This is a genomic window from Xanthomonas sp. NCPPB 3218, from assembly GCF_056725185.1.
In genome coordinates this window covers 1,011,786-1,034,045 of the sequence record NZ_CM161516.1, presented here as the reverse complement: position 1 = coordinate 1,034,045, position 22,260 = coordinate 1,011,786, and the positions used below count along the sequence as shown (strand labels likewise).

The window sequence follows — 22,260 nt, the reverse complement described above, 5'->3', positions numbered from 1 at the left end:
CGTCGCGCAGCCCACACTCTTTAGAACAAGCGCGGCAGCAGGATCAGTCCCCAGCACAGCAGCACATTGATCAGCAGCAGGAACACCGCCGCCGAGCCCATGTCCTTGGCACGGCCGGCCAGCACGTGGTGCTCGGGGCCGTAACGTTCGATCACCGCCTCGATGGCCGAGTTCAGCAGTTCGGCGGCCAGCACGATCAGCAACGGCGCGATCAGCGCAATGCGTTCCAGGCCGGACTGGCCAAGCCACAGCCCCAGCGGCAGTAGCACTACCGCCAGGCATACCTCCAGCCGAAACGAGGATTCGTGCAGCCATGCCGCGCGCAGGCCCTGCCATGACCAGACCGCTGCCTTGAGCATGCGGCGCGGACCGCGCGGCACGTGTCCCAGTTGATCGGCCATGCGTCAGTGCTTCCGGCCGCAAGGGCATATCTGGGGACGGCTCGAACGCATGGCGTGGTCACTGCTGGGGAAAGTGCGAATCTTGCACCGTCGTGCAGCGCGCCGCCAGGGCGTGACTAGGTGCCGCAACAGCTGGCGTTGGGCCTGCAAGGCCGTCAGATGCTGCCGCATGGCGCAATCTTTTCCACATTGCCGGTGCAGGCCCGGCGGCAGGCTCTGCGAGCAACCCGTGGCAGGCGCTGGACGCCCGCCGGTTTGCCCTCGGCTTCCAGCCTGTCGCACCATGGTGGTCCGCTTCACTGTCGCAGGTTCTTTCGCATGACCAAACATCCCTTGCGCACGCTGCTGTGCGCGCTTGCCTTGTTGTCCGGCCACGTCCACGCCGCCGCCCCGCACACCGCGCCACAGATACCGGCGCAGGTGTCCAACGCCGCCTGGGAAGAGGACATGCGGCGCTTTTCCGACAGCGATGCGCAACAACCGCCGCCCAAGCACGGCATCGTCTTCGTCGGCAGTTCGTCGATCCGTTTCTGGGACACGCTGGCCCAGGATTTCCCCGGCATGCCGGTGATCAATCGCGGCTTCGGCGGTTCGGAGGTGCGCGACAGCACCTGGTACGCCGACCGCATCGTGATCCCGTATGCGCCGCGCCAGGTGGTGCTGTATGCCGGCGACAACGATCTCAACAGCGGCCGCACGCCGCAGCAGGTGCGCGATGACGTGCTGGCATTCGTGCAGCGCATCCGCCGTGATCTGCCCACCGCGCGCATCAGCTATCTGTCGATCAAACCCAGCCCGTCGCGCGCGCATCTGCTGCCTTCGATCGTCACTGCCAACCGCCTGATCAAGGACGCACTCGCGCCGCTGCCGCACGTGGACTACGTGGACGTCTACACGCCGATGCTCGACACAGACGGCAAACCGCGCGCCGAGCTGTTTCGCCAGGACATGCTGCATATGACCGCCGATGGCTACGCCATCTGGCGCAAGGCGGTGACCCCGGTGTTGGAGCAGAAGTAGCGCCCTGCGGATCGATCTGGCGAGGCGCTTGCCAGATCGGTCGATCAATTGCGGCAAGCGATCCCGCAGATGCAGCTGGCGTCTGCGGTGGATCGCCACGACGCGCGGGATCAATGCAGCGCAGTCGAAAACACCATCATCGCAACCGCAAACGGCGCCCCAGGCGCATGCAGCGCGCCGGCCTCGTCAGCAGACGATTCCAGGCGTCCCGCATGTCGCTAACGCCACTACTACCTCAGGCCACCACCACCGCAACCGAGGTGCCGACACCGGACTCGCTATGCAGCTCGATCCGCCAGCCGAAGCGGTCGCACAGCCGGCGCACGATCGACAGGCCCAGGCCGGTACCCTGCGGGCGGGTGGGATCGGCGCGGAAGAACGGCTCGAAGGCGCGCGCGCGCGCTTCCTCGCTCATGCCGATGCCGGTATCGCGCACGATGATGCGGTCCTGGGTGACTTCCACTTCGATGCTGCCGGTGTCGGTGTAGGCGCAGGCATTGCGCAGCAGGTTGCTGAGCACCACACGCATCACCCGCGGCGGGGCGAACATCTGCAGGCTGCGGTCGCCGACCATCGTCAGGGACACCGGCTTGTCGCCCAGCAGTTCGCGGGCGCTGTCGACTTCCTCGCTGGCCAGTTCGGCGGCATCGAAGGTTTCGCTTTGCGGGTCGATCTCGGCCTCGCGCGCCAGGATCAGGAAGGCGTCGATCACCGCTTCCATGTCGCGGCCGGCACGCTGGATCCGGCGCAGGCTGCGCTGGGTGCGCTGCGACAGTTCGTCGTCGGCCAGCGCCATGTCGCTGGCCACCCGGATCACCGTCAACGGTGTGCGCAGCTCATGGCTGGCATCGCGGGTGAAATTGCGCTCGCGTGCGACATGATCGCTGACCCTCTGCCCCAACGCATGCAGCGCGGCGGCCAATTGCCGCGTCTCACCCTGCAGATCGGCAGGCAACCGCTCCGGCGCCAGTTCGTCGACATCGGGATTGCGAGGATCCCACTGCGACACGCGCCGCGCCAGCCAGCTGATCGGCGAGACCAGCCGCTTGGAAATCCGGTAGGTCACCCAGAACACGCCATAGATCGCCAGCAGCACCAGCATCGCCGGCACCACCCCGAACCAGAGTGTCAGGTGCGCCGCGCGCGAGCGTGGGAACACCAGGTACAAGCGCCCTTCCGGGCGTTGGTCGACATACACCAGGGCGTCGGCGGCTGCCACTTCGCTGAAGCCCGGCGACAACTGCCGCAACGCCGCGGGCGCAGGATCGCGGCCCTGGCCGGCGGGCGAAAAATAGCCCTGGATGTTGCGTGTATTCGGCGGCGGATTGCTCGGCGCGCTCTTGTGCAAGCGCCAGAAATGCACTGCCTCGTCGGCAAGCACGGTGCGCACCAGGCTGTACTTGATCACGAAGGACAGCAGATAGCCGCCCAGCACGATCGCCAGGCTCGCCAGGGCGACCTGCAGCAGGAAGGCGAGACGTATTTTTCGTGGAAGCCCGTGCGGCATTGCTGCATCCAGGGGAGAGCGCCGGATTATAGGCAACGCTTCCGTAAGCCCGTCGTGCAGCCAGACGGCAGCACGCGGAAGCGACAGGCGCGTGGGCGCCTAGAGGAGGTGACCGGCCGCCAGAACGGCGGCCGGCCGGTGACATCAGGCCATCGGCTGGGCGATGTCGGCGATGCGATAGCCGGCGCTCTGCACGGTGTGCAGCAACGGACGGTCGAACGGCTTGTCGATGATCTTGCGCAGGTTGTACAGATGGCTGCGCAGGGTGTCCGAATCCGGCAACCCGTTGCCCCAGATCTCGCGCTCGATTTCCTGGCGGGTGACCACCCGCGGCGACTCGCGCATCAGGATGGTGAGCAGGCGCAGGCCGATCGGCGAGAGCTGCAGCTCGGTGCCGGCGCGGGTGGCGCGCATGCTGACCGGATCGAGCACCAGGTCGGCGACCTTGAGCACTTCCGAGCCGACCTGGCGGCGCTCGCGGCGGATCAGGGCACGCAGGCGCGCTTCCAGTTCCTGGATCGCAAACGGCTTGGTCAGGTAGTCGTCGGCACCGAAACCCAGGCCGGTGAGCTTGTCGTCCAGCGTGTCGCGGGCGGTCAGCATCAGTACCGGGGTGGACTTGCGTGCGTCGTTACGCAGGCGGCGACACACTTCGATGCCGTCCAGACGTGGCAGCATGAGATCCAGCACGACCACGTCGTAGCTGTTCTCGGCGGCCAGACGGTAGCCGTCGAGTCCGTCCTGCGCATAGTCGACCTCGAAGCCACGGCCTTCCAGGTACTCGCCGATCATTTCAGAGATATTGCGGTTGTCTTCGACGACCAGCACGAGGCCGGACGTTTCCTTGGTCTGACGCATGGACTTTCCTCGGTCTTCAGCTTTGTGAAACATGCCGGATCGGCAGTGGAAAGGGCGTGAAGACCAACTAACGTTTTGTGACGGCGCGCGGTGGCCGCCGGTTGTCAGCGCCCGAGCAACGGACGCAGCGCCGGCCACACCGTTTCCAGCACCCTGGGCTGGGCAGCGGCAGTGGGATGCAGGCCGTCCGCCTGCATCAGGCCTGGCTGCAGCGCGACCTTTTCCAGGAAAAACGGCACCAATGCGGTCTTGTACTGCCTGGACAGGTCGGCGTAGCTCGCCTTCAGGCGCTCGCGGTAGGCGGGACCGTAGTTTGGCGGCACATCGATGCCCAGCAGCAACACCTTCGCCCCGGCCTGCTGGCTGAGCTGAATCATCTTTTCCAGGTTGCCCTTGAGCTGGGCCGGGGTCAGGCCGCGCAGCGCATCGTTGCCGCCGAGTTCGATCACCACCACGCCGGGGCGGTGCTTCTGCAGCAGGCCGGGCAGCCGCGTCAGCGCACCGGAGGTGGTTTCGCCGCTGATGCTGGCATTGACGACCGCCGGTGGCGTCGCCATGTCACGCTTGAGGCGTTGGTCCAGCAAGGTGACCCAGCCGGACTGCACCGGGATGTTGTGCGCAGCGCTCAGGCTGTCGCCGACCACCAGGATCGGTGCGGTCGCCACCGGACTTTTGGCAGAGGCAATTCCCGGCGCAAGCAGGGACAGTGTCAGCAGCCACAGGACCAGCGCGCCATATCGCAGTGTTCTTTCACGCATTCGGAGATTCCTCATCGACAGTCTGGCCCCCCGCTCCAGCACCCGCACCGCCATCGACGTCCGCGAGGTCGGCAAGTCCGTCAGCGGACCGGAGGGAACACTCCACATCCTCGACAACATCAGCTTGACGGTCAGTGAAGGCGACAGTATCGCCATCGTCGGCGCGTCCGGCTCGGGCAAGACCACCCTGCTCGGCCTGCTGGCCGGGCTGGACCTGCCCAGCCGCGGCAGCATCGCGCTCTCCGGCCAGGAGCTGGGCCAGTTGGACGAAGAGGCGCGCGCCGCCTTGCGCGCGCGCGAGGTGGGCTTCGTGTTCCAGAGCTTCCACCTGCTGCCGGCACTCACCGCCGAAGAAAACATCGCGCTGCCGCTGGAACTGGCGGGGCGCGAGGATTCGGCGCGGGTGCGCGAGGTGCTGGAGGCGGTGGGGCTGAGCGCGCGCGCGCGGCACTACCCGCGCCAGCTGTCCGGCGGCGAGCAGCAACGTGTGGCGCTGGCACGCGCCTTCGTGGCCAAGCCGCGCATCCTGTTTGCCGACGAGCCCACCGGCAGCCTGGACCAGGCCACAGGCGCGCAGATCAGCGACCTGCTGTTTGCGCTCAATGCCACCAGCGACACCACGCTGGTGCTGGTGACCCACGACATGACGCTGGCACAGCGCTGCAACCACATCTACCGCATCGACAGCGGCCGCCTGCACGCCCAGCCCGGTTCGGCCGCATGAACGTGCTGCGCCAAGCCGCGCGCGCGGTGCGCCGCGAATTCCTGGCCGGCGACCTGCTGACCGTGTTCGCCGCGCTGGTGCTGGGCGTGGCGGTGATGACGGCCGTCGGCACGCTGGTCGATCGGGTGACCCTGGCGTTGACCTCCAGCGCGGCCGAAGTACTCGGTGGCGATCTCGGCGTGACCGGCCGCCAGGAGATTCCGGCCGACTTCGCCGCGGAAGCGCAGCGGCGTGGCTTGCAGAGCACGCGCATGGTCAGCTTCCCCAGCGTGCTGTTCCATGGCGACGCCAGCCAGATGGCCAATATCCGCGGGGTCGGCGCGGGCTACCCATTGCGTGGGCAATTGCTGGTGTCCACGGACAGTGCCGGCATGCAGGGCAAGCCGGCGGGCGCACCACCGCCGGGCCAGGCCTATGCCGATCCCCGCCTGCTGGAGGCCCTGGGCCTGCGCGTGGGCGAACAGCTGGAATTCGGCGCCGGCCATCTCACCATCACCGGCGTGTTGCGTGCCGAACCGGATGCCTCCGGCGAGCTGATGCAGCTGTCGCCGCCGCTGCTGGTCAATCGCGCCGATATTGATGGTGCCGGCCTGCTCGGCCCGGGCAGCCGCGCCTCGTACCGGCTGATGTTCTCCGGCGCGCCCGATGCCATCACCGACTTGCGTGCGTGGCTGAAACCGCGCGCCAGCGAATACCGCCTGGTCGGCATCGAGGACACCCAGCGCGGCATGCGTGCGGCGTTCGATCGCGCGGGCCGTTTCCTGGCCCTGTCGGCGTTGCTGGCGGTGCTGTTGTCCGGTGTGGCCACTGCCTTGGCAGCCAACCGCTTTGCGATGCGGCGTATCGACACCGTGGCGGTGTTGCGCTGCCTGGGCGCACGCCAGCGCGACATCCTGGCGATGCTGTCGCTGCAATTGCTGTTGACCGCGATCCCTGCCTGCCTGGTCGGTATCGGCTTAGGCATGCTCGCGCAGGAAGGCCTGGTGCAGGCGCTGGGCAGCCTGATCCCGAACCGGCTGCCGTTGCCGCAAGCCACCCCTGCCCTGGCCGGTGCAGGCATCGGCCTGGTGCTGTTGCTGGGCTTCGGCCTGCCGCCGCTGCTGCGGCTGCGCAACGTGCCGCCAATGCGCGTGCTCAACCGCAGCTTTGCCGCGGTGCCGCCGAGTTCCTTGCTGGTCTACGCCGCGGCATTGGCGGCCACGTTGGCGCTGACCGTATACGCGACCGGCAACCTGGTGCTGGCCGGCTGGGTGCTGGGTGGCCTGGCCGCATTGGCGCTGGTGGCGATGGCGCTGGGACTGGGCCTGCTGGCCTTGCTGCGGCCGATCCAGCACCGCCTGCGCGGCGCCTGGAAGCTGGGCCTGGCCTCGCTGACGCGGCGCCGCGGGCTGAGCGTGGTGCAGCTAGTCGGGCTGTCGCTGTCGTTGTGCGCGCTGCTATTGCTGGCGGTGGTCGGCCCCGGCCTGCTGGGGCAATGGCGCGATCGGCTGCCGGCGGACACGCCCAACTATTTCCTGATGAATATCCAGCCCGAGCAGACCGAACCGGTGCTGCAGACGCTGCGCGGCCTGGGTGTGCAGGATGCGGCCGTGGAGCCGTTTTCGACCGGGCGCCTAGTGGCGATCAACGACAAGCCGCCACTGCGCGGCGACCGCGATCCGGCCGACGATGGCGACGGCGACAACCGGCCGGTCAATTTCTCCTGGCGGCATGCATTTCCGCCGGCAAACACCTTGCTGGAAGGCAAGTTCTGGGCGGCCGACAGCACCGCGCCGGAGGCCTCGGTGGAAGAAGGCTGGGCGCAGCGGTATCAGCTCAAACTGGGCGACCGCATCACCCTGCTGCTGGGCGAGCAGCAGCGCAGCTTCACCGTCACCAGCATCCGCAAGGCCGACTGGGACTCGTTCCGGGTCAATTTCTTCCTGCTGCTCAACCAGGGCTCGGTCGGCGATGCGCCGTACAACCTGATTTCCAGCTTCCACCTGCCGCCCGGCAACGCACCCAAGCTGGCGTCGCTGAGCCGCGACTACCCCAACATTTCGGTGCTGGACATCGATGCGATCCTCGGCCGCGTACGCGAGGTGATCGACCAGGTGGCGCAGGCGGTGCAACTGGTGATGGGCTTCAGCCTGCTGGCCGGCGTGCTGGTGCTGTTGGCGGCCTTGCAGGCCACCGCCGGCGAGCGTCGCTATGACAGTGCGGTGCTGCGCACGCTGGGCGCGCGTCGCGGCCAGTTGCGTGGTGCGGTGCTGGTGGAGTTCGGCGCGCTCGGCCTGCTGGCGGCGACGCTGGCGGTGACCGCCGCCGCGGTGATCGGTGCGGTGGTCGGGCAAAAGGCGTTCGAGATCGCATTGACGCCGGACTGGCCGCGCCTGCTGCTCGGCGGCGCGTTTGGCCTTGCGCTGAGCCTGCTGGCCGGCTGGTCGGGCACGCGACGCATTCTGTCCACGCCGCCGGCGTTGGCACTGCGGACCGACTAAGGCCGGGTCGGTTGAACCCGCGGACAGGCGGCGCGCAGGCGTCGCCCGTTCGCGTTCCGTCACACCGCTGCATATACCGGCAGCGCATAAGCACCTTGCCAATCGTACGTTCGCAGCGGCGACCGGACTGCCTACAGTGGTGTGTCCGGCCGCCGGCCCAGGCGGCCATCCGTTGCCGTCGAGGTGCCACCGTCATGGCCAGCATCACTTCCGCTGCGCGTGCGCAGCCGCCGCGCGATGCGGTTTCCCCACAGCACTCTTCCAGCGTCCGGATCGTGCCGTTCGACGCCCCGCTGGGCGCCGAAGTGATCGGCCTGGATCTGTCACAGCCACTGGATGCAGACACCTTCGCGCGCATCCATCAGGCGCATCTGGACTACCACGTGCTGGTGTTCCGCGAGCAACGCATCACGCCGGCGCAGCAGGTGGCTTTCAGCCGTCGCTTCGGCCCGTTGCAGATCCATGTGCTGCGCAACTTCCAGTTGCGCGGACATCCGGAAGTGCTGGTGGTGTCCAACATCAAGGAGAACGGCGAGCCGATCGGCCTGGGTGATGCCGGCCACTACTGGCACTCGGACCTGTCGTACAAGGACACCCCCAGCCTGGGCTCGCTGTTGCATGCGCAGGAATTGCCCAGCGAAGGCGGCGACACCTTGTTCGCCAACCAGCACCTGGCCTGGCAGACCCTGCCCGACGCGCTCAAGCACGCGGTGCAGGACCTGCGTGCCGAGCACAGCTATCTGGCCAAGTACGAAGAACTGCGCGCGCGCAATCCGTGGCGCCCGGCGCTGACGCCGGAGCAGATTGCCGAAGTGAAGCCGGTGCAGCATCCAATCGTGCGCACCCATCCGGAAACCGGCCAGAAAGCGCTGTTTGTCAGCGAGCATTTCACCACCCGCATCGTCGGCTTGCCCGACGACGAAAGTGCTGCACTGCTGCAGGCCCTGTTCGCACACAGCACCGGCGATGCGCTGGTGTATCGGCATCGCTGGCAGCCGCACGACATGGTGTTCTGGGACAACCGCTCGGTCATGCATCTGGCCGCCGGCACGCCCGATCATCTGCGTCGCCGGCTTAACCGCACCACCATCGAAGGCGATGCGCCGTTCTAGCCAAGGTGCTGCCTCGCGCGCGTTTCGCAACACGTAATGCGCTGGGAAACGCGCCTTCTTCCTCCCCCCTCGACTGGAGCGCCGCATGCGTTTGACCGTCACCTCTCACGCAGGTCCTCAGCGCCGACGTTTTTCCCGACGTGTCACGCTGCTGCTCCTGGCCGCATTGCCGTTGCTGCACAGCGCGCATGCGCAGGCCGAAGGAAAGCTGCGCATCGCCAAACAGTTCGGCATCGTCTATCTGTTGCTGGACGTGGCGCAGCATCAGAAGCTGATCGAGCAGCAGGGCAAGGCGGCCGGCGTGGACATCGACGTGCAGTTCCTGCAGTTATCCGGTGGCGCGGCCGTCAACGATGCCTTGCTGACCGGTTCGATCGATATCGCCGGTGCCGGTGTCGGGCCGTTGTTCACCATTTGGGACCGCACGCATGGCCGCCAGAACGTGCGCGGCGTGGCGTCGCTGGGCAACTTCCCGTACTACCTGATCAGCAACAATCCGCGCATCAAGAGCATCGGCGATTTCACCCCGCAGGACCGCATCGCGGTGCCGGCCACCGGCGTGTCGGTGCAGTCGCGTTTCCTGCAGCATGCCTCCCAGCAACGCTGGGGCGACAAGGGCACCCACCAGCTGGATCCGCTGCAGGTCGCCTTGCCGCACCCGGACGCGGCCGCCGCGATCATCCGTGGCCGCACCGAGATCACCGCGCATTTCGCCAGCCCGCCATTCCAGGAGCAGGAACTGGCGCGCAACCCGGCCGCGCACATCGTGACCAGTTCCTACGAGATCGAGGGCGGCCCCTCCTCGGCCACCGTGCTGTATGCCACCGAGAAATTCCGCCGCGACAATCCCAAGACCTATCGCGCCTTCGTCGCGGCGCTGGATCAGGCCGCGCGCTTCGTCACCGCGCATCCGGAGCAGGCAGCGGATATCTTCCTGCGTCGCAATGGCTCGAGCATCGATCGTGCGCTGGTGCTGCAGATCCTCAAAGACCCGAAAGTGCAGTTCACCGTGGTGCCGCAGAACACGCTGGGGCTGGGCAAGTTCATGCAGCACAGTGGCGCGATCAAGCAGACCCCGGGCAAGCTGGGCGACTACTTCTTCGACGATCCGCTGATTGCGGGCGGGAGCTGAGCGATGAGTCCGTCCACACCATTGCTGCAGGTCGATCACGTCAGCCTGGAATACGCCTCGGCGCAACGCGTGGTGCGCGCCACCCATCGCGTGCGTTTCGATGTGCATGAAGCCGATCGCTTCGTGCTGCTGGGGCCTTCGGGTTGCGGTAAATCCACCCTGCTCAAGGCGGTGGCCGGCTTCGTCACCCCACGCGAGGGGCAGATCCGTCTGGATGGCAACGCGGTCACCGGGCCGGGGCCGGACCGGGTCGTGGTGTTCCAGGAATTCGACCAGTTGGCGCCCTGGAAGACGGTGCGCGAGAACGTGGTGTTCGGCCTGCGCGCAGCCCGCAAGCTGTCGCGCGCCGAGGCGCGCGAACGTGCCGACGACAGCCTGGCGCAGGTCGGGCTGAGCGCGTTTGCCCAGGCCTACCCGCACACCTTGTCCGGCGGCATGAAGCAACGCGTAGCGATTGCACGCGCGCTGGCGATGCGCCCACGCGTGTTGCTGATGGACGAGCCGTTCGCCGCACTCGATGCGTTGACGCGTTCGCGCATGCAGGAGCAGGTGCTGGAGCTGTGGGAGCAATCGCGCTTCACCTTGTTGTTCGTCACCCATTCGATCGAGGAAGCGCTGGTGGTGGGCAATCGCGTGCTGCTGTTGTCGCCGCATCCGGGCCAGGTGCGCGCCGAGCTCAACGCGCATGCGTTCGGCCCGCACAGCGCCGGCAGCGTGGCGTTCCAGCAGACCGCGCAGCGCATCCATCGGCTGCTGTTCGACCTGCCCGACGATGCCCTGGATGATGCCAAGGTGGCGCCGCTGCGTCGCCCGGCCGAGCGCCAACGCGAGGCGCTGCCATGAGCCGCAGCAACGCCACCGCGCTGCCGCCACTGCCACCGGTGCGGGCTGAGTACGAAGTTGCCCTGCAGCCGCTGGACCCGGCATTGGTTGCAGCCGCCGCGCCGACGCGCTGGCAGGCACCGCCGTGGCTGCGCAAGGCGCTGGTGCTGGTGGTGCTGGTCGCGGTGTGGGAGATCGCCGCACGCGTGGTCGGCGACGATCTGATGCTGCCCAGCGCGCTGCAGACCGCGCGCGCGTTCTACGAAGGGCTACTGTCGGGCGAGTTGCTGCGCCGCGTGGGCGCTTCGCTACGCGTGCTGGCGCAGGGCTACGCGCTCGGCGTGGTGCTGGCCTTCGTGCTGACCGCGCTGGCCGCTTCCACGCGCTGGGGCCGCGACGTGCTCGGCACGCTGACCGCCATGTTCAATCCGCTGCCGGCGATCGCGCTGCTGCCGCTGGCCTTGCTGTGGTTCGGCCTGGGCACCGGCAGCCTGGTGTTCGTGCTGGTGCATTCGGTGCTGTGGCCGCTGGCGCTGACCACCTACGCCGGTTTCCAGGCCGTGCCGGAAACGCTGCGCATGGCCGGGCGCAATTACGGATTGCGTGGGCCGCGCTACGTGGCGCAGCTGCTGATTCCCGCCGCGCTGCCGGCGATCCTGTCCGGGTTGAAGATCGGCTGGGCCTTCGCCTGGCGCACCCTGATCGCCGCCGAGCTGGTGTTCGGCGCCACCTCCGGCCAGGGCGGCCTGGGCTGGTACATCTTCCAGAACCGCAACGAGCTGTATACCGATCGCGTGTTCGCCGGCCTGGCGATGGTGATCGTGCTGGGGCTGCTGGTGGAGGGCGTGGTGTTCCAGGCCATCGAGCGGCTGACCGTGCGCCGCTGGGGCATGCAGCGCTAGCGGGATGACCGCAGGCGCTGCGAGCGCAGCGATGCGTGGCCAGGCGTTTTGCCTGGCCACGCTGCAGATGAACGTGTTGCGCCGGCCACCAACGCCCTGAGCCCGCGTGCCGGGCTCATCGGCACGGTCGCGTGCGCTTAACGGGGCTGGCTTATGCTGCCGGCCCCTTACCTGCCGTCTGCCGTCATGCCTACCGCCCCCTTCACTGCCTATCTGTATCCGGTGCTGTTGCTGATCGCCAGCAACGTGTTCATGACCTTTGCCTGGTACGGGCATCTGAAGTACAAGAGCACGCCGCTGATGATCGCGATCCTGGTCAGCTGGGGCATCGCGTTCTTCGAATACTGCCTGCAGGTACCGGGCAACCGCCTGGGCAGCGCGGTGTACTCGGCGCCGCAGCTCAAGGGCATGCAGGAAGTGATCACGCTGCTGGTGTTCGCCGGCTTCTCGACCTTCTACCTGGGCCAGTCGTTGAAGTGGAATCACTGGGCCGCATTCGGCTTGATCCTGGTCGCGGCATTCCTGATGTTCAAGGAATAACGACCAAGCGCCGTCTCGCCGGTAGGAGCGCACCCGGGCGCGACCTCGCAGGAGCGTCCTGCGGCGCGGTGGGCCTTCTCGGGAATGCCACGTCGCGCCCGGGTGCGCTCCTACGGCATGCGGGTGGCTAATTCGCCGGTTCGACCCACTGCGCGAATACCGCGTCCTGCTTGGTTTTCGGATGCAGGCCGGGGGGGCGTATCGAGCAGCCTGGCCCAGCGCGTGCGCGCCTTGGCCCCATCGCTCTGGGCGCCCCGCCGTCTCGCTCGTAGGAGCGCACCCGGGCGCGACCTCGCAAGAGCGTCCTGCGGCGCGATGGGCGTTCTCGGGAATGCCACGTCGCGCCCGGGTGCGCTCCTACGGCATGCGGGTGCTTAGTTCGCCGGTTCGACCCACTGCGCGAACACCGCGTCCGGTTTGGTTTTCAGATGCAGGCCGGGGGGCGTATCGAGCAACCTGGCCCAGCGCGTGCGCACCTTGGCCCCATCGCTCTGGGCGCCCCGCCGTCTCGCTCGTAGGAGCGCACCAGGGCGCGACCTCGCAGAAGCGTCCTGCGGCGCGATGGGCCTTCTCGGGCATGCCACGTCGCGCCCGGGTGCGCTCCTACGGCATGCGGGTGGCTAATTCGCCGGTTCGACCCACTGCGCGAACACCGCGTCCAGCTGCGCGTCCTTGACCCGCTTGCCGCTCTGCACCGCCTCGGCCTGCTGGAACATCGGCATGATCATCGCCATGCCGTCCGGCTTGGTCTTCAGATGCAGGCCGGGTGGCGTATCGAGCAACCTGGCCCAGCGCGTGCGCACCTTGGCCCAGTAGCCCTGGGTGCCCTTCCAGTACGCATAGGCCGGGGCGAAGTCGACCTCGGTGGTCTTGCGGTAATCGTTGAAACCGAACTCGCGCGCGATCGCTTCCTGGCTGCCGTCGGGCTTGCGCAGCACCTTGGTGTTGAACTGTTCGTGGGTCCAGCCGTTGGGCGTGAGCGTGTGGCGATTGATCACCGCGAGCGCGTTGTAGTCGCTGCGCTTGGTGTATTCGCGGCGCGGCAACGGGCGCCAGCTCAGGTCGCTGGTCCAGGTGGGATGGCCGTCGGCATAGTCCCAGCGACCGGTGCCGCAATAGCGCGGCGCGTCGCTGACCTCGTAGACGCACTGGGTCCAGGCGCCGGCGGTGACTGCCGGCGGCAGCGCATGCACCGTCCAGGTCTGATCGGCGCTGAATTCGAAACGCTGCGGCGCCTCGTAGATCCAGTCCTGCCGCCAATGCTTGGTCACATGCCTGCTCTTCTCGTCGACCAGCAGATGCTGCAACACCAGCTTGCGCGGTGAATCCTCCACCACGATCACCACTTCGCTGGCGCCGCTGCGCATGGCCGATGCACGCTCGTAACCGGGCTTGAGCAACACCGTCTCGTCAAAGGCAAAGTCCACCGCGTATTCGCCCTGCATCGCCAGGATGCTCTGCCGATCGCGCTGGGCGTCGGCGGCGGCAATCAACGGCAACAGGCTCAGCGTCAGTGCGATACAACGGGAAAACGTTCGGCTCATCGGAACTCTCGGGAGTGGTGGGAGACGTCAGCGGCGCAGGCGCACCAGCGACGTGGTCATGCCGGATGGGTTGTTGTTGCTGGATGTGGCGGAGGCCGTGCGCAAGGCGGCAGCGCGCGCGCAGCAGCAATCGTCCACCGCCACGCGGCCGTCGATGCCCTCTGCGCGCGCCAGGCGTGCAGCAACCTCCGCGCCCAGCGCCGACACGGTTGCCAGGCTGGCGACAAACGGTTGCTCGCGGGCGGCGGCCGCCTGCAGGCGCAGTGCGCTCAATCGCCACGCCTCCCCACGCATACGCCCGGCCAGACGACGCCACAGCCGCTCGCCGACGCCCAGCTCATGGGGTTCCATCGGCAACGGTGGCAGCCGCGAGACCAGGCGATCCCAGATCAGGAAATCGCTGTCAGGCAGCAGGCAGATGCGCCAGCAGCACTGCCCCTCGGCATCGAAGAACCAGATGCTCTCACGCACGCCATCGCTGTCGACCTGCCGGCACGCCGCCGCATCCACCGCGTGCTGCCAGCCATCCAGTTCGTTGCCCAATGCGGGCCGGTACAGGCACAGCACCGTGCCCAACGCCGCCAACTGCTGCGGACGCGGCAACGCAGCGCGGGTGGCACGTGCATGCGGCAACGACGGCAGCGGGCGGGCGATGGGCATGGCCGCTACCAGCTCACCGCCAGGCTGACCGAGGCGGTGCGCCCGGCGCCGGTGAAGCGATCGATCACCGTGCTGCTGGCCAGCGTGCCGTTGGGCAGCGCATTCCAGTCCACATAGCGGCGGTCGGCGAGATTGAAGATGCCTGCAGTGACCTTGGCACCGGGTGCGAACTCCCAATGCCCCAACAGGTCCAGCGTGGCGTAGCCGGCCGGGGTGTAATAGCTGTCCAGCTGCGGGCGACGCTTGCGCGCGACGAAGGTGCCGATCAGTTCCGCGCCCCAGGCATCGCTGTCGAAGGCCACGCCGAGCGTGCCGCGCAGCGGGTCGACCGAGTTGAGCGGGGTGTTGTCGGTGAGATTGTCGCCTTCCGCATACGCTACGGCGCTATTGAGCGACCAACCCTGCCAGCCGGCCAGCGCGCCCAGATCGATTCCGCCGCGCGCTTCGGCACCCTTGATCACCACATCGTCAACGTTGCGCGACTGGAACAGCATCAGCCCTTCGGCATTGAAGCCGGCCGGCGCATACGATTCGATGAAGTTGCGGTAGTCGGTGTAGTACACGCTGACACCCAGATAGCCGACTGCATCATTGAAACGCAGCCCGAGTTCGCCACCGCGGCTGGTCTCCGATTTCAGATCCGGATTGGCGATGGCGGTGTAGCGCGCCTGCAGATTGGTGAAGCCGATGTTGACGTCGTTGTACGGCGGCGCGCGGAAGCCGTGTGCGTAATTGGCATACGCCGACCACGCGTCCGAAAACCGCCACACCGCACCGAACTTGGGAGACACCTGGGTCTCGTCGATGGTCTCGGCGGCAACGCCGGGATTGTCTTCGCGAAAGATGTCGTCCACCTGCGGCGACAGCCGGAAGTAATCCACGCGCACCCCGGGCGTCAGCGACAGCTGGCCATCGAACAGGCGGATCTCGTCCTGCGCATACAGCCCGAGCTTGGTGGTCTCGCTCTTGGGAAAATCGCGCACCGGGAACACGTCCTGACCGACGCGGTTGGTGATTGCGCCATTGGCCAGATTGACCGAGTAGCCATCGCGCTTGGCGCGGGTGTCGGTCCAGGTGCCGTCCAGGCCATAGGTGATGTCGTGGCTGAGCGTGCCGGTGTCGATGGTCTTGTGCGCGTTGACCAGCAGGCCGTACACGCGCTGATCGAAGTTGTGTTCGTTATGACGGCGGGTGTTGTTGCCGCGTAGCTCGTCGGTACGCTGCAGGCTCTCGCTGTCCTGGCGATACAGCTGCCACTGCAGGTCGTCGGCCAGTGCCCAATTCAATGCATCCAGCTCGTGGCGCAGCGAAACGCGCGCGCGGGTCTGATGGTCGCGTCCGTCCTGCGACAGGATGCGCAGCGATGGCGTGGTCACGCGCGGGTCGATGCCGGTCAACGCCTCGATGCTGCCGTAGTCTTCGTTGCCTTCCACGGTGAGCTTGAAGCGCTGCTGCGCGCTGGGCGCGTACACCAGCTTGGCCAGCACGCTGCGGCCATCGATGCGCTGCGGGTTGGCCGCAGTACGGGTGAAATCGCGGCTGCGGTTGTCGCCCTGGTTCTGTGCCTCCTGGCCCTGGCGATGGCTGACAGCCACCATGCCGCTCCAGCGCTCGCCGCCGAATGCGCCGGTGGCACCGGCGAACAGGCCGTTCCAGTCGCCTTCGTAGCCGAACTTGAGGCCGACATAACTGTGCTTGTCGGCGCTCAGGTAATCGGATGGATCCTTGGTGACGAAAGCCACCACGCCGCCCAGCGCGTCGGAGCCGTACAGGGAGCTGGCCGGCCCGCGCACCACTTCGACGCGCTTGAGCGTTTCCAGATCGACGAAGTTGCGATTGGCGTTGAGGTAGCTGCCGAAACTGAAGGTGTCCGACACCGGCACGTTGTCGACCAGGATCGCCACACGGTTGCCGTCCAGCCCGCGGATGCGGATGCCGTTGGCGCCGGTGAAGCGGCCGCTGGTGCTGGTCACCGACACGCCGGGCGTGTAGCGGAACAGATCCTTGAGCTCGCGCACCAGTTGGTTGTCCAGTTGTTCGCGATCGATCACATCCACGGTGCTCGGCACATCGACCAGGGCACGCTGGGTGCGCGTGGCGATCACCTGCAACCGGTCGAAGTCGTGGACCTCACGCGCGGCGTCACCATTGGCGGCAAGGTCGGCAGCGTGGGCACTCAACGGAAGAGCGGGCAGCGCAAGCGACAGCGCGACCACCAGCGGATGCAGGCGAATCATCGGGAACCTTTGGGGGAAGTTCCCGGCAGCGTGTGCTGCAGACTAGGCCGCGACCGGCCGCCGGGAAAGAGCGTGGGATGCGCGGACGGCGGCGGCAACGCCCGCGGCAGACAACCCGATCCCCGGCGCCACTGCGCGGAATCGGAGGGTAAAAACTTACTTGGTCAGGATGAGCTTGTCGTTGCTGGTGTGGCGCAGGCGATAGACGCGGTCGCCATGCTGGATCAGCACTTCGCGACGGCCTTTGAGCAGCGCCTCGCTGCTGATGAGGTCTTCTGCGGGGACGGCGCGCGGAGCAGCGCGGTCGCGCAGGTTGACCGGTTCGGAGCGGAGCAGCACGGGATGAGCGGTCATGATCTGGATCTCCAGTCGGTTGGCCAGACAAATAATAACCATTCTCATTTAATGATCAAGAGCCATTCTCATCTTCTTGACACGACCTTTGTATGGTTTAAATGATTTCGATTCACCGAGCCTATTGAAAGGATCTAGCCACGGGTTCCACCAGCGGTTTTACGCACGGTGATCGTTGGCCTTGCTGATTACATCGCAGGTGGAAGGCACGCACTGGCAAGCGAAAGCGCGACTGGCATGACGCACCTTGCGCCGCAGAGGTTGGCTGACGTGCACGACCGGTCAGATGCGGCTTCTCGCTTGTTTTGAAGCGCCCGACAAAAAAGCGTCGCAGCCAACCGTCCCGCACTTGCGCCCACCGCATGGGGCATTCCTCAGCGCGTCGCCGCCTCCACCCGTGCCCAACCGTCTGCATCGACCTGGGTCAGGGTCTCCAGCGCGCCGAGATTTTCTTCCAGCTGCGCGACCCGGCTGGCCCCCAGGATCACCGTGGACACGTGCGGGTTGCGCAGGCACCAGGCGATGGCCAGGCGTGCGGGCGACTGGCCCAGCTCGGCGGCCAACGCGCAGAACGCGCGGGCACGTTCCAGGCGGCGCGCTTCCGGTGCGCCCAGCACTTCGTCCTGCAGCCATTGATTACCCGGCTGGCCGAGGCGGCTGTCCGCGTCCACGCCGGCGTTGTACTTACCGGTCAGCAGGCCCGAGGCCAGCGGCGACCAGATCGTGGTGCCCAGCCCGCCCTCGCATAGCGGCGCGTATTCGCGCTCCAGCCGGTCGCGGTGCAGCAGGTTGTACTGCGGCTGCTCCATCGCCGGAGCGTGCAGGTGTTCCTGCTCGGCGATGCTGATGGCCTCGCGCAACTGCTCGGCGCTCCACTCGGAGGTGCCCCAGTACAACACTTTGCCCTGGCGGATCAGGGCATCCATGCTGCGCACGGTTTCGCGGATCGGCGTGTCCGGATCGGGCCGGTGGCAGAAGTACAGGTCCAGATAGTCCACGCGCAGGCGCTTGAGCGCGGCATGGCAGGCGTCGGTGACATGCTTGCGCGAGAGTCCGCGCTGGGTCGGACGCGGGCTGTCCACCGCGCCGAAGAACACCTTGCTCGACACGCAGTAACCATCGCGCGGCAGGCGCAGGTCGGCGATCACATCGCCCATCACCTCTTCGGCGCGGCCGCGTGCGTAGACCTCGGCGTTGTCGAAGAAATTGATGCCGTTGTCCCAGGCGGCGGCAATCAGGTTGCGCGCTTCGCTACGCCCGATCTGCTTGCCGAAGGTGACCCAGGCCCCGAACGACAGGGCCGACAGTTGCAGCCCGGTGGACCCCAGACGACGGTATTGCATTGGCAGACTCCAGCAACCTCCGCGGCGCCCTGCCCCGGATCGGCGTGCGCAGTGTAGGACGTGGTGCTGCCGGGGCGACAGGGTTGCGCGGCATCGATGCCGCTCAAGGTCCCATGCCGGTAAGCACACGTGTACCACCGGTTCTATCGGTTCCGGAAAGAAATGCGAACAGCCAGATGAGCTGCACGTTCTTCCTGGCGTCCATTCCTGGCGGCGTGACAACAGACGGATGGCTTGCCGATTACATCGGCCACGAAGTCCGCAGGCATCAACACCTGCTTGACGCATTGCTTGCCGATCAGCAGCAGCAATGCTGGGAGTGTGGTGTCGCGTCCGGGGGCGGGACCGTGTGGCGGCATGGATGCCGCCACCGAGCCTCCAGGGACGGATGTACGGCGTGTCCCGACACCGGATGCGGCGCCGCGCTGCCGACCAGCCTCGCGTACGTGGTCTGCCAGTTTGATGTGAATGCTTCGGTTTGCTGCGGGCGCTTGCACGCGTACCGGCGTGGGACACGCCGCAAGTACGTCCATGTAGGCTCTGGCGCGGCATCCATGCCGCTCAAGGTCCCACGCCGGCACCCGCGCAAGCACCACCGGTTGTTATCGGTTGCTGAAAGAAATGCGGAGGGCCTGGTGGGCTGGAGGTCCTTCGGAGCGTCCATCCTGGAGACGTGAGCAGATAAATGGTTTGCCGATTACATCGGCCAGGAAAATCCGCCGGCATCAACACCTGCTTGAAGCATTGCTTGCCGATCAGCGATAGCAATGTTGGAAGCGTGGTGTCGCGTCCGGGGGCGGGACCGTGTGGCGGCATGGATGCCGCCACCGAGCCTCCAGGGACGGATTCACGGCGTGTCCCGACACTGGATGCGGCGCCGCGCTGCCGACCGCCTCCGCGCACCGGTCAATCCTGTGCACGACATCTAGAGTTCCACGCGAATGCTTCGGTCTGCTGCGGGCGCTTGCACGCGTATCGGCATGGGAGCCGCCGCAAGTATGTCCGTGTGGGCTCTGGCGCGGCATCCATACCGCTCCAGGTTCCATGCCGGTACGCGCGCAGGCAGCACCGGTTTTCGTCGACGGCTGAAAGGAAAAGCGGCATCCGGTCGGGTGACCGTGCTTCGGGGTGCGGTCTTTTCGGGCGACGCACGGGCAGCGGATCGACGCCCCCGCCCCATGACCTTGCGCAAGCGCGGCTCGCTCGCCCGCGCGCAGGCAACTGCCCGCGCCCGCCCTGGCTCGCCTGCAGGCCAACGAGCGGGCCCTGAATGCTGCTCGCCTTGCCCACGGTCACCCCCTGCTCTAGGCTTCTCGTTTTGCCGTCAGCAGCCCCGGGGATTGGAATGGTCGAAGGTTTGGGAAGGATCGGTTTCGGCCTGTTCGGTCTGGCGGTGCTCATCGGCATCACCTGGCTGTTTTCGAGCAACCGCCGCGCGATCGACTGGAGGCTGGTCGCCACCGGTCTGGCGCTGCAGATTTCGTTCGCCGCGCTGGTGCTGCTGGTGCCGGGCGGACGCGACGTGTTCGACTCGCTGGGCAAGGGCTTCGTCAAGGTGCTGAGCTTCGTCAATGAGGGGTCCACCTTCATTTTCGGCAACCTGATGAACATCGACAGCTACGGCTTCATCTTTGCGTTCCAGGTGCTGCCCACCATCATTTTCTTCTCGGCGCTGATGGGCGTGCTCTACCACCTGGGCGTGATGCAGGTGGTGGTCCGCGCGATGGCGTGGGCAATCACCAAGGTGATGCGCGTGTCCGGTGCCGAAACCACCAGCGTGTGCGCCAGCGTGTTCATCGGCCAGACCGAAGCGCCGCTGACGGTGCGTCCGTACATCCCCAAGATGACCCAGTCCGAGCTGCTGACGATGATGATCGGCGGCATGGCGCATATCGCCGGCGGCGTGCTGGCCGCCTATGTCGGCATGCTCGGTGGCAGCGACCCCGCGCAGCAGGCGTTCTATGCCAAGCATCTGCTCGCTGCCAGCATCATGGCCGCGCCCGCCACCCTGGTGGTGGCCAAGCTGCTGGTGCCGGAAACCGGCACCCCGCTGACCCGCGGCACGGTCAAGATGGAAGTGGAAAAGACCACCAGCAACGTCATCGATGCGGCGGCGGCCGGTGCCGGCGACGGCTTGCGCCTGGCGCTGAACATCGGCGCGATGCTGCTGGCCTTCATTGCGCTGATCGCCTTGATCAACGCACCGCTGACCTGGCTGGGCGAGATCACCGGCGCCGCCGCACTGCTGGGCCGGCCGACCAACCTGTCGACGATCTTCGGCTACGTGCTGGCGCCGATCGCCTGGGTGATCGGCACCCCGTGGGTGGACGCGACCACGGTCGGTTCGCTGATCGGGCAGAAAGTGGTGATCAACGAGTTCGTCGCCTACAGCGAGCTGTCGCGTATCGTGAAGGGCGAAGTGCCGGGCGTCGGCCTGAGCGCGGAAGGTCGGCTGATTGCCACGTATGCGCTGTGCGGCTTTGCCAACTTCAGCTCGATTGCGATCCAGATCGGTGGCATCGGCGGGCTGGCACCGGAACGCCGTCACGATCTGGCCAAATTCGGCCTGCGCGCAGTGCTGGGCGGTTCGATCGCCACGTTCATGACCGCTACCATTGCCGGCGTGCTCTCGCATTTCGGTTGAGGCGGCGCGGGTTCATCGGCGTGACGGTCTAATCACCGCACGCCACGTTTCATTCAGTCATTCAAGTCAAGGGTATTTATGAGTTCGGTCGTCGTTGTCGGGTCCTTCAATGTCGATCACGTGTGGCGCTGTGATGTCCTGCCTGCGCCGGGTGCCACCATCGCCGGTCGCTACAGCACCGGCCCGGGTGGCAAGGGCTTCAACCAGGCGGTCGCGGCCGCACGTGCCGGTGCCAGGACGCACTTCCTGTGCGCGCTGGGCGACGACGCCGGCGGCGCGCTGGCGCGCTCGCTGGCTGCGCACGACGGCTTTGCGTTGATCGCCGAGCCCAGCAACGAGCCGACCGGCACCGGCGGCATCTATGTCGATGCGCACGGCCGCAACACCATCGTGATCGGCGCCGGTGCCAACTCGGTGCTGAGCGCAGCGTTTGTGGACAACCAGCGCGCGCTGGTGGCCTCGTCCGGCGTGTTGCTGGCGCAGCTGGAATCGCCGGCGGAGACGATCGAGTCGGCGCTGGCGCTGGCACGCGAATGCGGCGTGCTGACCGTGCTCAACGCCGCACCGGCCAATGCGCCGACCTCGATCGGCCTGCTCAAGCTGTCGGACGTGCTGACGCCGAACGAAACCGAATTTGCGGCCCTGCTCGGCCGCCATGTCGGCGAACGCATCAATGCCGACGATGTGGCGGCGCTGGACGGCAACACGCTGCATTCGCTGTGCCGCAAGCTGCTGCCGGGCGGTACCGTGGTGGTGACGCTGGGATCGGTGGGCGCCTTCATCTCGCATGCGGAAGAACAGCTGCGCGGCGACACGGCCGCGCATTACCGCGTGGGCGCGGAAAGCGCGCAGACGGTGGACACCACTGGCGCTGGCGACGCCTTCAATGGCGCGCTGGTAGCCTCGCTGGCGCAGGCGCCGACTGCCAGCTTCGTCACCCACGTGCGTTTTGCCACCCGCTACGCCGCGCGCTCCACCGAAGTGGAAGGCGCCGCCACCTCGATGCCGCACATGGTGCCCGAACCGGCCGTGTGATCCGCACGCTTCAAGCAAACAACGAAGGCGACCGCAGCGATGCGGTCGCCTTTTGCGTTCAAGGCGTCGGCATACACAGGAGACTGCTTCGATCCGCGAACGGCATGTCGAGGCCTGTCCATCGACGGACGCTGCCAGACCCGCTGCGCCGGAGCTTCGATCTTCTTCATCGGATAGCAGTCTGGGC

At 66.9% G+C, this 22,260-nt stretch carries 19 protein-coding genes and 1 pseudogene; 10 read left to right on the top strand and 10 right to left on the bottom strand.

Annotated features, from left to right (window positions below):
* Positions 1–20: 20 nt before the first annotated feature.
* A complete protein-coding gene (locus AC1PLS_RS04380; protein ID WP_104608404.1) occupies positions 21–401 on the bottom strand; it encodes a diacylglycerol kinase in 381 nt (126 codons plus the stop codon).
* Positions 402–719: 318 nt separating this feature from the next.
* Between AC1PLS_RS04380 and AC1PLS_RS04375 the strand changes: the two genes are divergently transcribed.
* On the top strand, positions 720–1,421 hold the full coding sequence (locus tag AC1PLS_RS04375; protein WP_184432046.1) for an SGNH/GDSL hydrolase family protein: 702 nt from the start codon (positions 720–722) through the stop codon (positions 1,419–1,421).
* Positions 1,422–1,656: 235 nt separating this feature from the next.
* Here the strand turns inward: AC1PLS_RS04375 and AC1PLS_RS04370 are convergent, their stop codons facing one another.
* The 3 genes from AC1PLS_RS04370 to AC1PLS_RS04360 form a co-directional block, all read right to left on the bottom strand.
* The gene (locus tag AC1PLS_RS04370; protein WP_065032031.1) at positions 1,657–2,928 is read right to left on the bottom strand and encodes a sensor histidine kinase; all 1,272 of its coding nucleotides are present in this window, start codon (positions 2,926–2,928) and stop codon (positions 1,657–1,659) included.
* A 144-nt stretch (positions 2,929–3,072) separates the two neighbouring features.
* Positions 3,073–3,786, bottom strand: a complete 714-nt coding sequence (locus AC1PLS_RS04365) for a response regulator transcription factor (RefSeq protein ID WP_002811889.1) — start codon at positions 3,784–3,786, stop codon at positions 3,073–3,075.
* A gap of 104 nt (positions 3,787–3,890) precedes the next feature.
* A complete protein-coding gene (locus AC1PLS_RS04360) occupies positions 3,891–4,559 on the bottom strand; it encodes an arylesterase (protein ID WP_181106135.1) in 669 nt (222 codons plus the stop codon).
* Between the two features lie 109 nt (positions 4,560–4,668).
* Here AC1PLS_RS04360 and AC1PLS_RS04355 point away from each other — a divergent pair, with 109 nt between their 5' ends.
* From AC1PLS_RS04355 to AC1PLS_RS04325, 7 genes are all read left to right on the top strand, one after another.
* The gene (locus AC1PLS_RS04355; protein ID WP_184432048.1) at positions 4,669–5,268 is read left to right on the top strand and encodes an ATP-binding cassette domain-containing protein; all 600 of its coding nucleotides are present in this window, start codon (positions 4,669–4,671) and stop codon (positions 5,266–5,268) included.
* Positions 5,265–7,748 (top strand): ABC transporter permease, encoded by a 2,484-nt coding sequence (locus tag AC1PLS_RS04350; protein ID WP_184432050.1) that lies wholly within the window; start codon positions 5,265–5,267, stop codon positions 7,746–7,748. Before AC1PLS_RS04355 ends, AC1PLS_RS04350 begins: the two co-directional genes overlap by 4 nt.
* Before the next feature lie 194 nt (positions 7,749–7,942).
* Positions 7,943–8,860, top strand: coding sequence for a TauD/TfdA dioxygenase family protein (locus AC1PLS_RS04345; protein WP_184432052.1), 918 nt, complete (start codon positions 7,943–7,945; stop codon positions 8,858–8,860).
* A gap of 85 nt (positions 8,861–8,945) precedes the next feature.
* Positions 8,946–9,992, top strand: a complete 1,047-nt coding sequence (locus tag AC1PLS_RS04340; protein WP_184432054.1) for an ABC transporter substrate-binding protein — start codon at positions 8,946–8,948, stop codon at positions 9,990–9,992.
* Positions 9,993–9,995: 3 nt separating this feature from the next.
* Positions 9,996–10,835 (top strand): ABC transporter ATP-binding protein, encoded by an 840-nt coding sequence (locus AC1PLS_RS04335; RefSeq protein ID WP_065032036.1) that lies wholly within the window; start codon positions 9,996–9,998, stop codon positions 10,833–10,835.
* Entirely contained in the window at positions 10,832–11,716 is an 885-nt protein-coding gene (locus AC1PLS_RS04330; protein WP_104624405.1) for an ABC transporter permease, read from the top strand. The genes AC1PLS_RS04335 and AC1PLS_RS04330 overlap by 4 nt, the downstream gene beginning before the upstream one ends.
* A gap of 186 nt (positions 11,717–11,902) precedes the next feature.
* A complete protein-coding gene (locus AC1PLS_RS04325; protein WP_024938302.1) occupies positions 11,903–12,256 on the top strand; it encodes a DMT family protein in 354 nt (117 codons plus the stop codon).
* Between the two features lie 374 nt (positions 12,257–12,630).
* On the opposite strand, the pseudogene AC1PLS_RS04320 reads toward AC1PLS_RS04325, so the two are convergent.
* The 6 genes and pseudogenes from AC1PLS_RS04320 to AC1PLS_RS04295 all read right to left on the bottom strand — a co-directional run.
* Positions 12,631–12,759 (bottom strand): annotated as a pseudogene (locus AC1PLS_RS04320) (DUF6607 family protein); the annotation flags it as partial.
* A gap of 117 nt (positions 12,760–12,876) precedes the next feature.
* Positions 12,877–13,800 carry a DUF6607 family protein gene (locus tag AC1PLS_RS04315; RefSeq protein ID WP_184381318.1) on the bottom strand — a complete coding sequence of 308 codons (924 nt, stop codon included), beginning with the start codon at positions 13,798–13,800 and terminating at the stop codon, positions 12,877–12,879.
* A 27-nt stretch (positions 13,801–13,827) separates the two neighbouring features.
* The gene (locus AC1PLS_RS04310; protein WP_184381317.1) at positions 13,828–14,460 is read right to left on the bottom strand and encodes a ChuX/HutX family heme-like substrate-binding protein; all 633 of its coding nucleotides are present in this window, start codon (positions 14,458–14,460) and stop codon (positions 13,828–13,830) included.
* Positions 14,461–14,465: 5 nt separating this feature from the next.
* The gene (locus AC1PLS_RS04305; protein WP_184381316.1) at positions 14,466–16,697 is read right to left on the bottom strand and encodes a TonB-dependent hemoglobin/transferrin/lactoferrin family receptor; all 2,232 of its coding nucleotides are present in this window, start codon (positions 16,695–16,697) and stop codon (positions 14,466–14,468) included.
* 156 nt (positions 16,698–16,853) lie between these two features.
* Complete coding sequence (hemP, locus tag AC1PLS_RS04300; protein WP_024938306.1) at positions 16,854–17,093, bottom strand: hemin uptake protein HemP; 240 nt, start codon at positions 17,091–17,093, stop codon at positions 16,854–16,856.
* A gap of 332 nt (positions 17,094–17,425) precedes the next feature.
* Positions 17,426–18,394 carry a potassium channel beta subunit family protein gene (locus AC1PLS_RS04295; RefSeq protein ID WP_047128154.1) on the bottom strand — a complete coding sequence of 323 codons (969 nt, stop codon included), beginning with the start codon at positions 18,392–18,394 and terminating at the stop codon, positions 17,426–17,428.
* A gap of 1,345 nt (positions 18,395–19,739) precedes the next feature.
* Between AC1PLS_RS04295 and AC1PLS_RS04290 the strand changes: the two genes are divergently transcribed.
* Positions 19,740–21,038: a NupC/NupG family nucleoside CNT transporter gene (locus AC1PLS_RS04290; RefSeq protein ID WP_016903833.1), complete on the top strand. Its 1,299-nt coding sequence runs from the start codon at positions 19,740–19,742 to the stop codon at positions 21,036–21,038.
* A 78-nt stretch (positions 21,039–21,116) separates the two neighbouring features.
* The gene (locus AC1PLS_RS04285; protein ID WP_481104247.1) at positions 21,117–22,073 is read left to right on the top strand and encodes a ribokinase; all 957 of its coding nucleotides are present in this window, start codon (positions 21,117–21,119) and stop codon (positions 22,071–22,073) included.
* Positions 22,074–22,260 lie beyond the last annotated feature (187 nt).

Bases quoted from the DNA above. Each gene is read 5' to 3' on its own strand.
- AC1PLS_RS04380 (WP_104608404.1), bottom strand. From the start codon at position 401: ATGGCCGATCAACTGGGACACGTGCCGCGCGGTCCGCGCCGCATGCTC.
- AC1PLS_RS04375 (WP_184432046.1), top strand. From the start codon at position 720: ATGACCAAACATCCCTTGCGCACGCTGCTGTGCGCGCTTGCCTTGTTG.
- AC1PLS_RS04370 (WP_065032031.1), bottom strand. From the start codon at position 2,928: ATGCCGCACGGGCTTCCACGAAAAATACGTCTCGCCTTCCTGCTGCAG.
- AC1PLS_RS04365 (WP_002811889.1), bottom strand. From the start codon at position 3,786: ATGCGTCAGACCAAGGAAACGTCCGGCCTCGTGCTGGTCGTCGAAGAC.
- AC1PLS_RS04360 (WP_181106135.1), bottom strand. From the start codon at position 4,559: ATGAGGAATCTCCGAATGCGTGAAAGAACACTGCGATATGGCGCGCTG.
- AC1PLS_RS04350 (WP_184432050.1), top strand. From the start codon at position 5,265: ATGAACGTGCTGCGCCAAGCCGCGCGCGCGGTGCGCCGCGAATTCCTG.
- AC1PLS_RS04345 (WP_184432052.1), top strand. From the start codon at position 7,943: ATGGCCAGCATCACTTCCGCTGCGCGTGCGCAGCCGCCGCGCGATGCG.
- AC1PLS_RS04340 (WP_184432054.1), top strand. From the start codon at position 8,946: ATGCGTTTGACCGTCACCTCTCACGCAGGTCCTCAGCGCCGACGTTTT.
- AC1PLS_RS04335 (WP_065032036.1), top strand. From the start codon at position 9,996: ATGAGTCCGTCCACACCATTGCTGCAGGTCGATCACGTCAGCCTGGAA.
- AC1PLS_RS04330 (WP_104624405.1), top strand. From the start codon at position 10,832: ATGAGCCGCAGCAACGCCACCGCGCTGCCGCCACTGCCACCGGTGCGG.
- AC1PLS_RS04325 (WP_024938302.1), top strand. From the start codon at position 11,903: ATGCCTACCGCCCCCTTCACTGCCTATCTGTATCCGGTGCTGTTGCTG.
- AC1PLS_RS04315 (WP_184381318.1), bottom strand. From the start codon at position 13,800: ATGAGCCGAACGTTTTCCCGTTGTATCGCACTGACGCTGAGCCTGTTG.
- AC1PLS_RS04310 (WP_184381317.1), bottom strand. From the start codon at position 14,460: ATGCCCATCGCCCGCCCGCTGCCGTCGTTGCCGCATGCACGTGCCACC.
- AC1PLS_RS04305 (WP_184381316.1), bottom strand. From the start codon at position 16,697: ATGATTCGCCTGCATCCGCTGGTGGTCGCGCTGTCGCTTGCGCTGCCC.
- hemP (WP_024938306.1), bottom strand. From the start codon at position 17,093: ATGGTTATTATTTGTCTGGCCAACCGACTGGAGATCCAGATCATGACC.
- AC1PLS_RS04295 (WP_047128154.1), bottom strand. From the start codon at position 18,394: ATGCAATACCGTCGTCTGGGGTCCACCGGGCTGCAACTGTCGGCCCTG.
- AC1PLS_RS04290 (WP_016903833.1), top strand. From the start codon at position 19,740: ATGGTCGAAGGTTTGGGAAGGATCGGTTTCGGCCTGTTCGGTCTGGCG.
- AC1PLS_RS04285 (WP_481104247.1), top strand. From the start codon at position 21,117: ATGAGTTCGGTCGTCGTTGTCGGGTCCTTCAATGTCGATCACGTGTGG.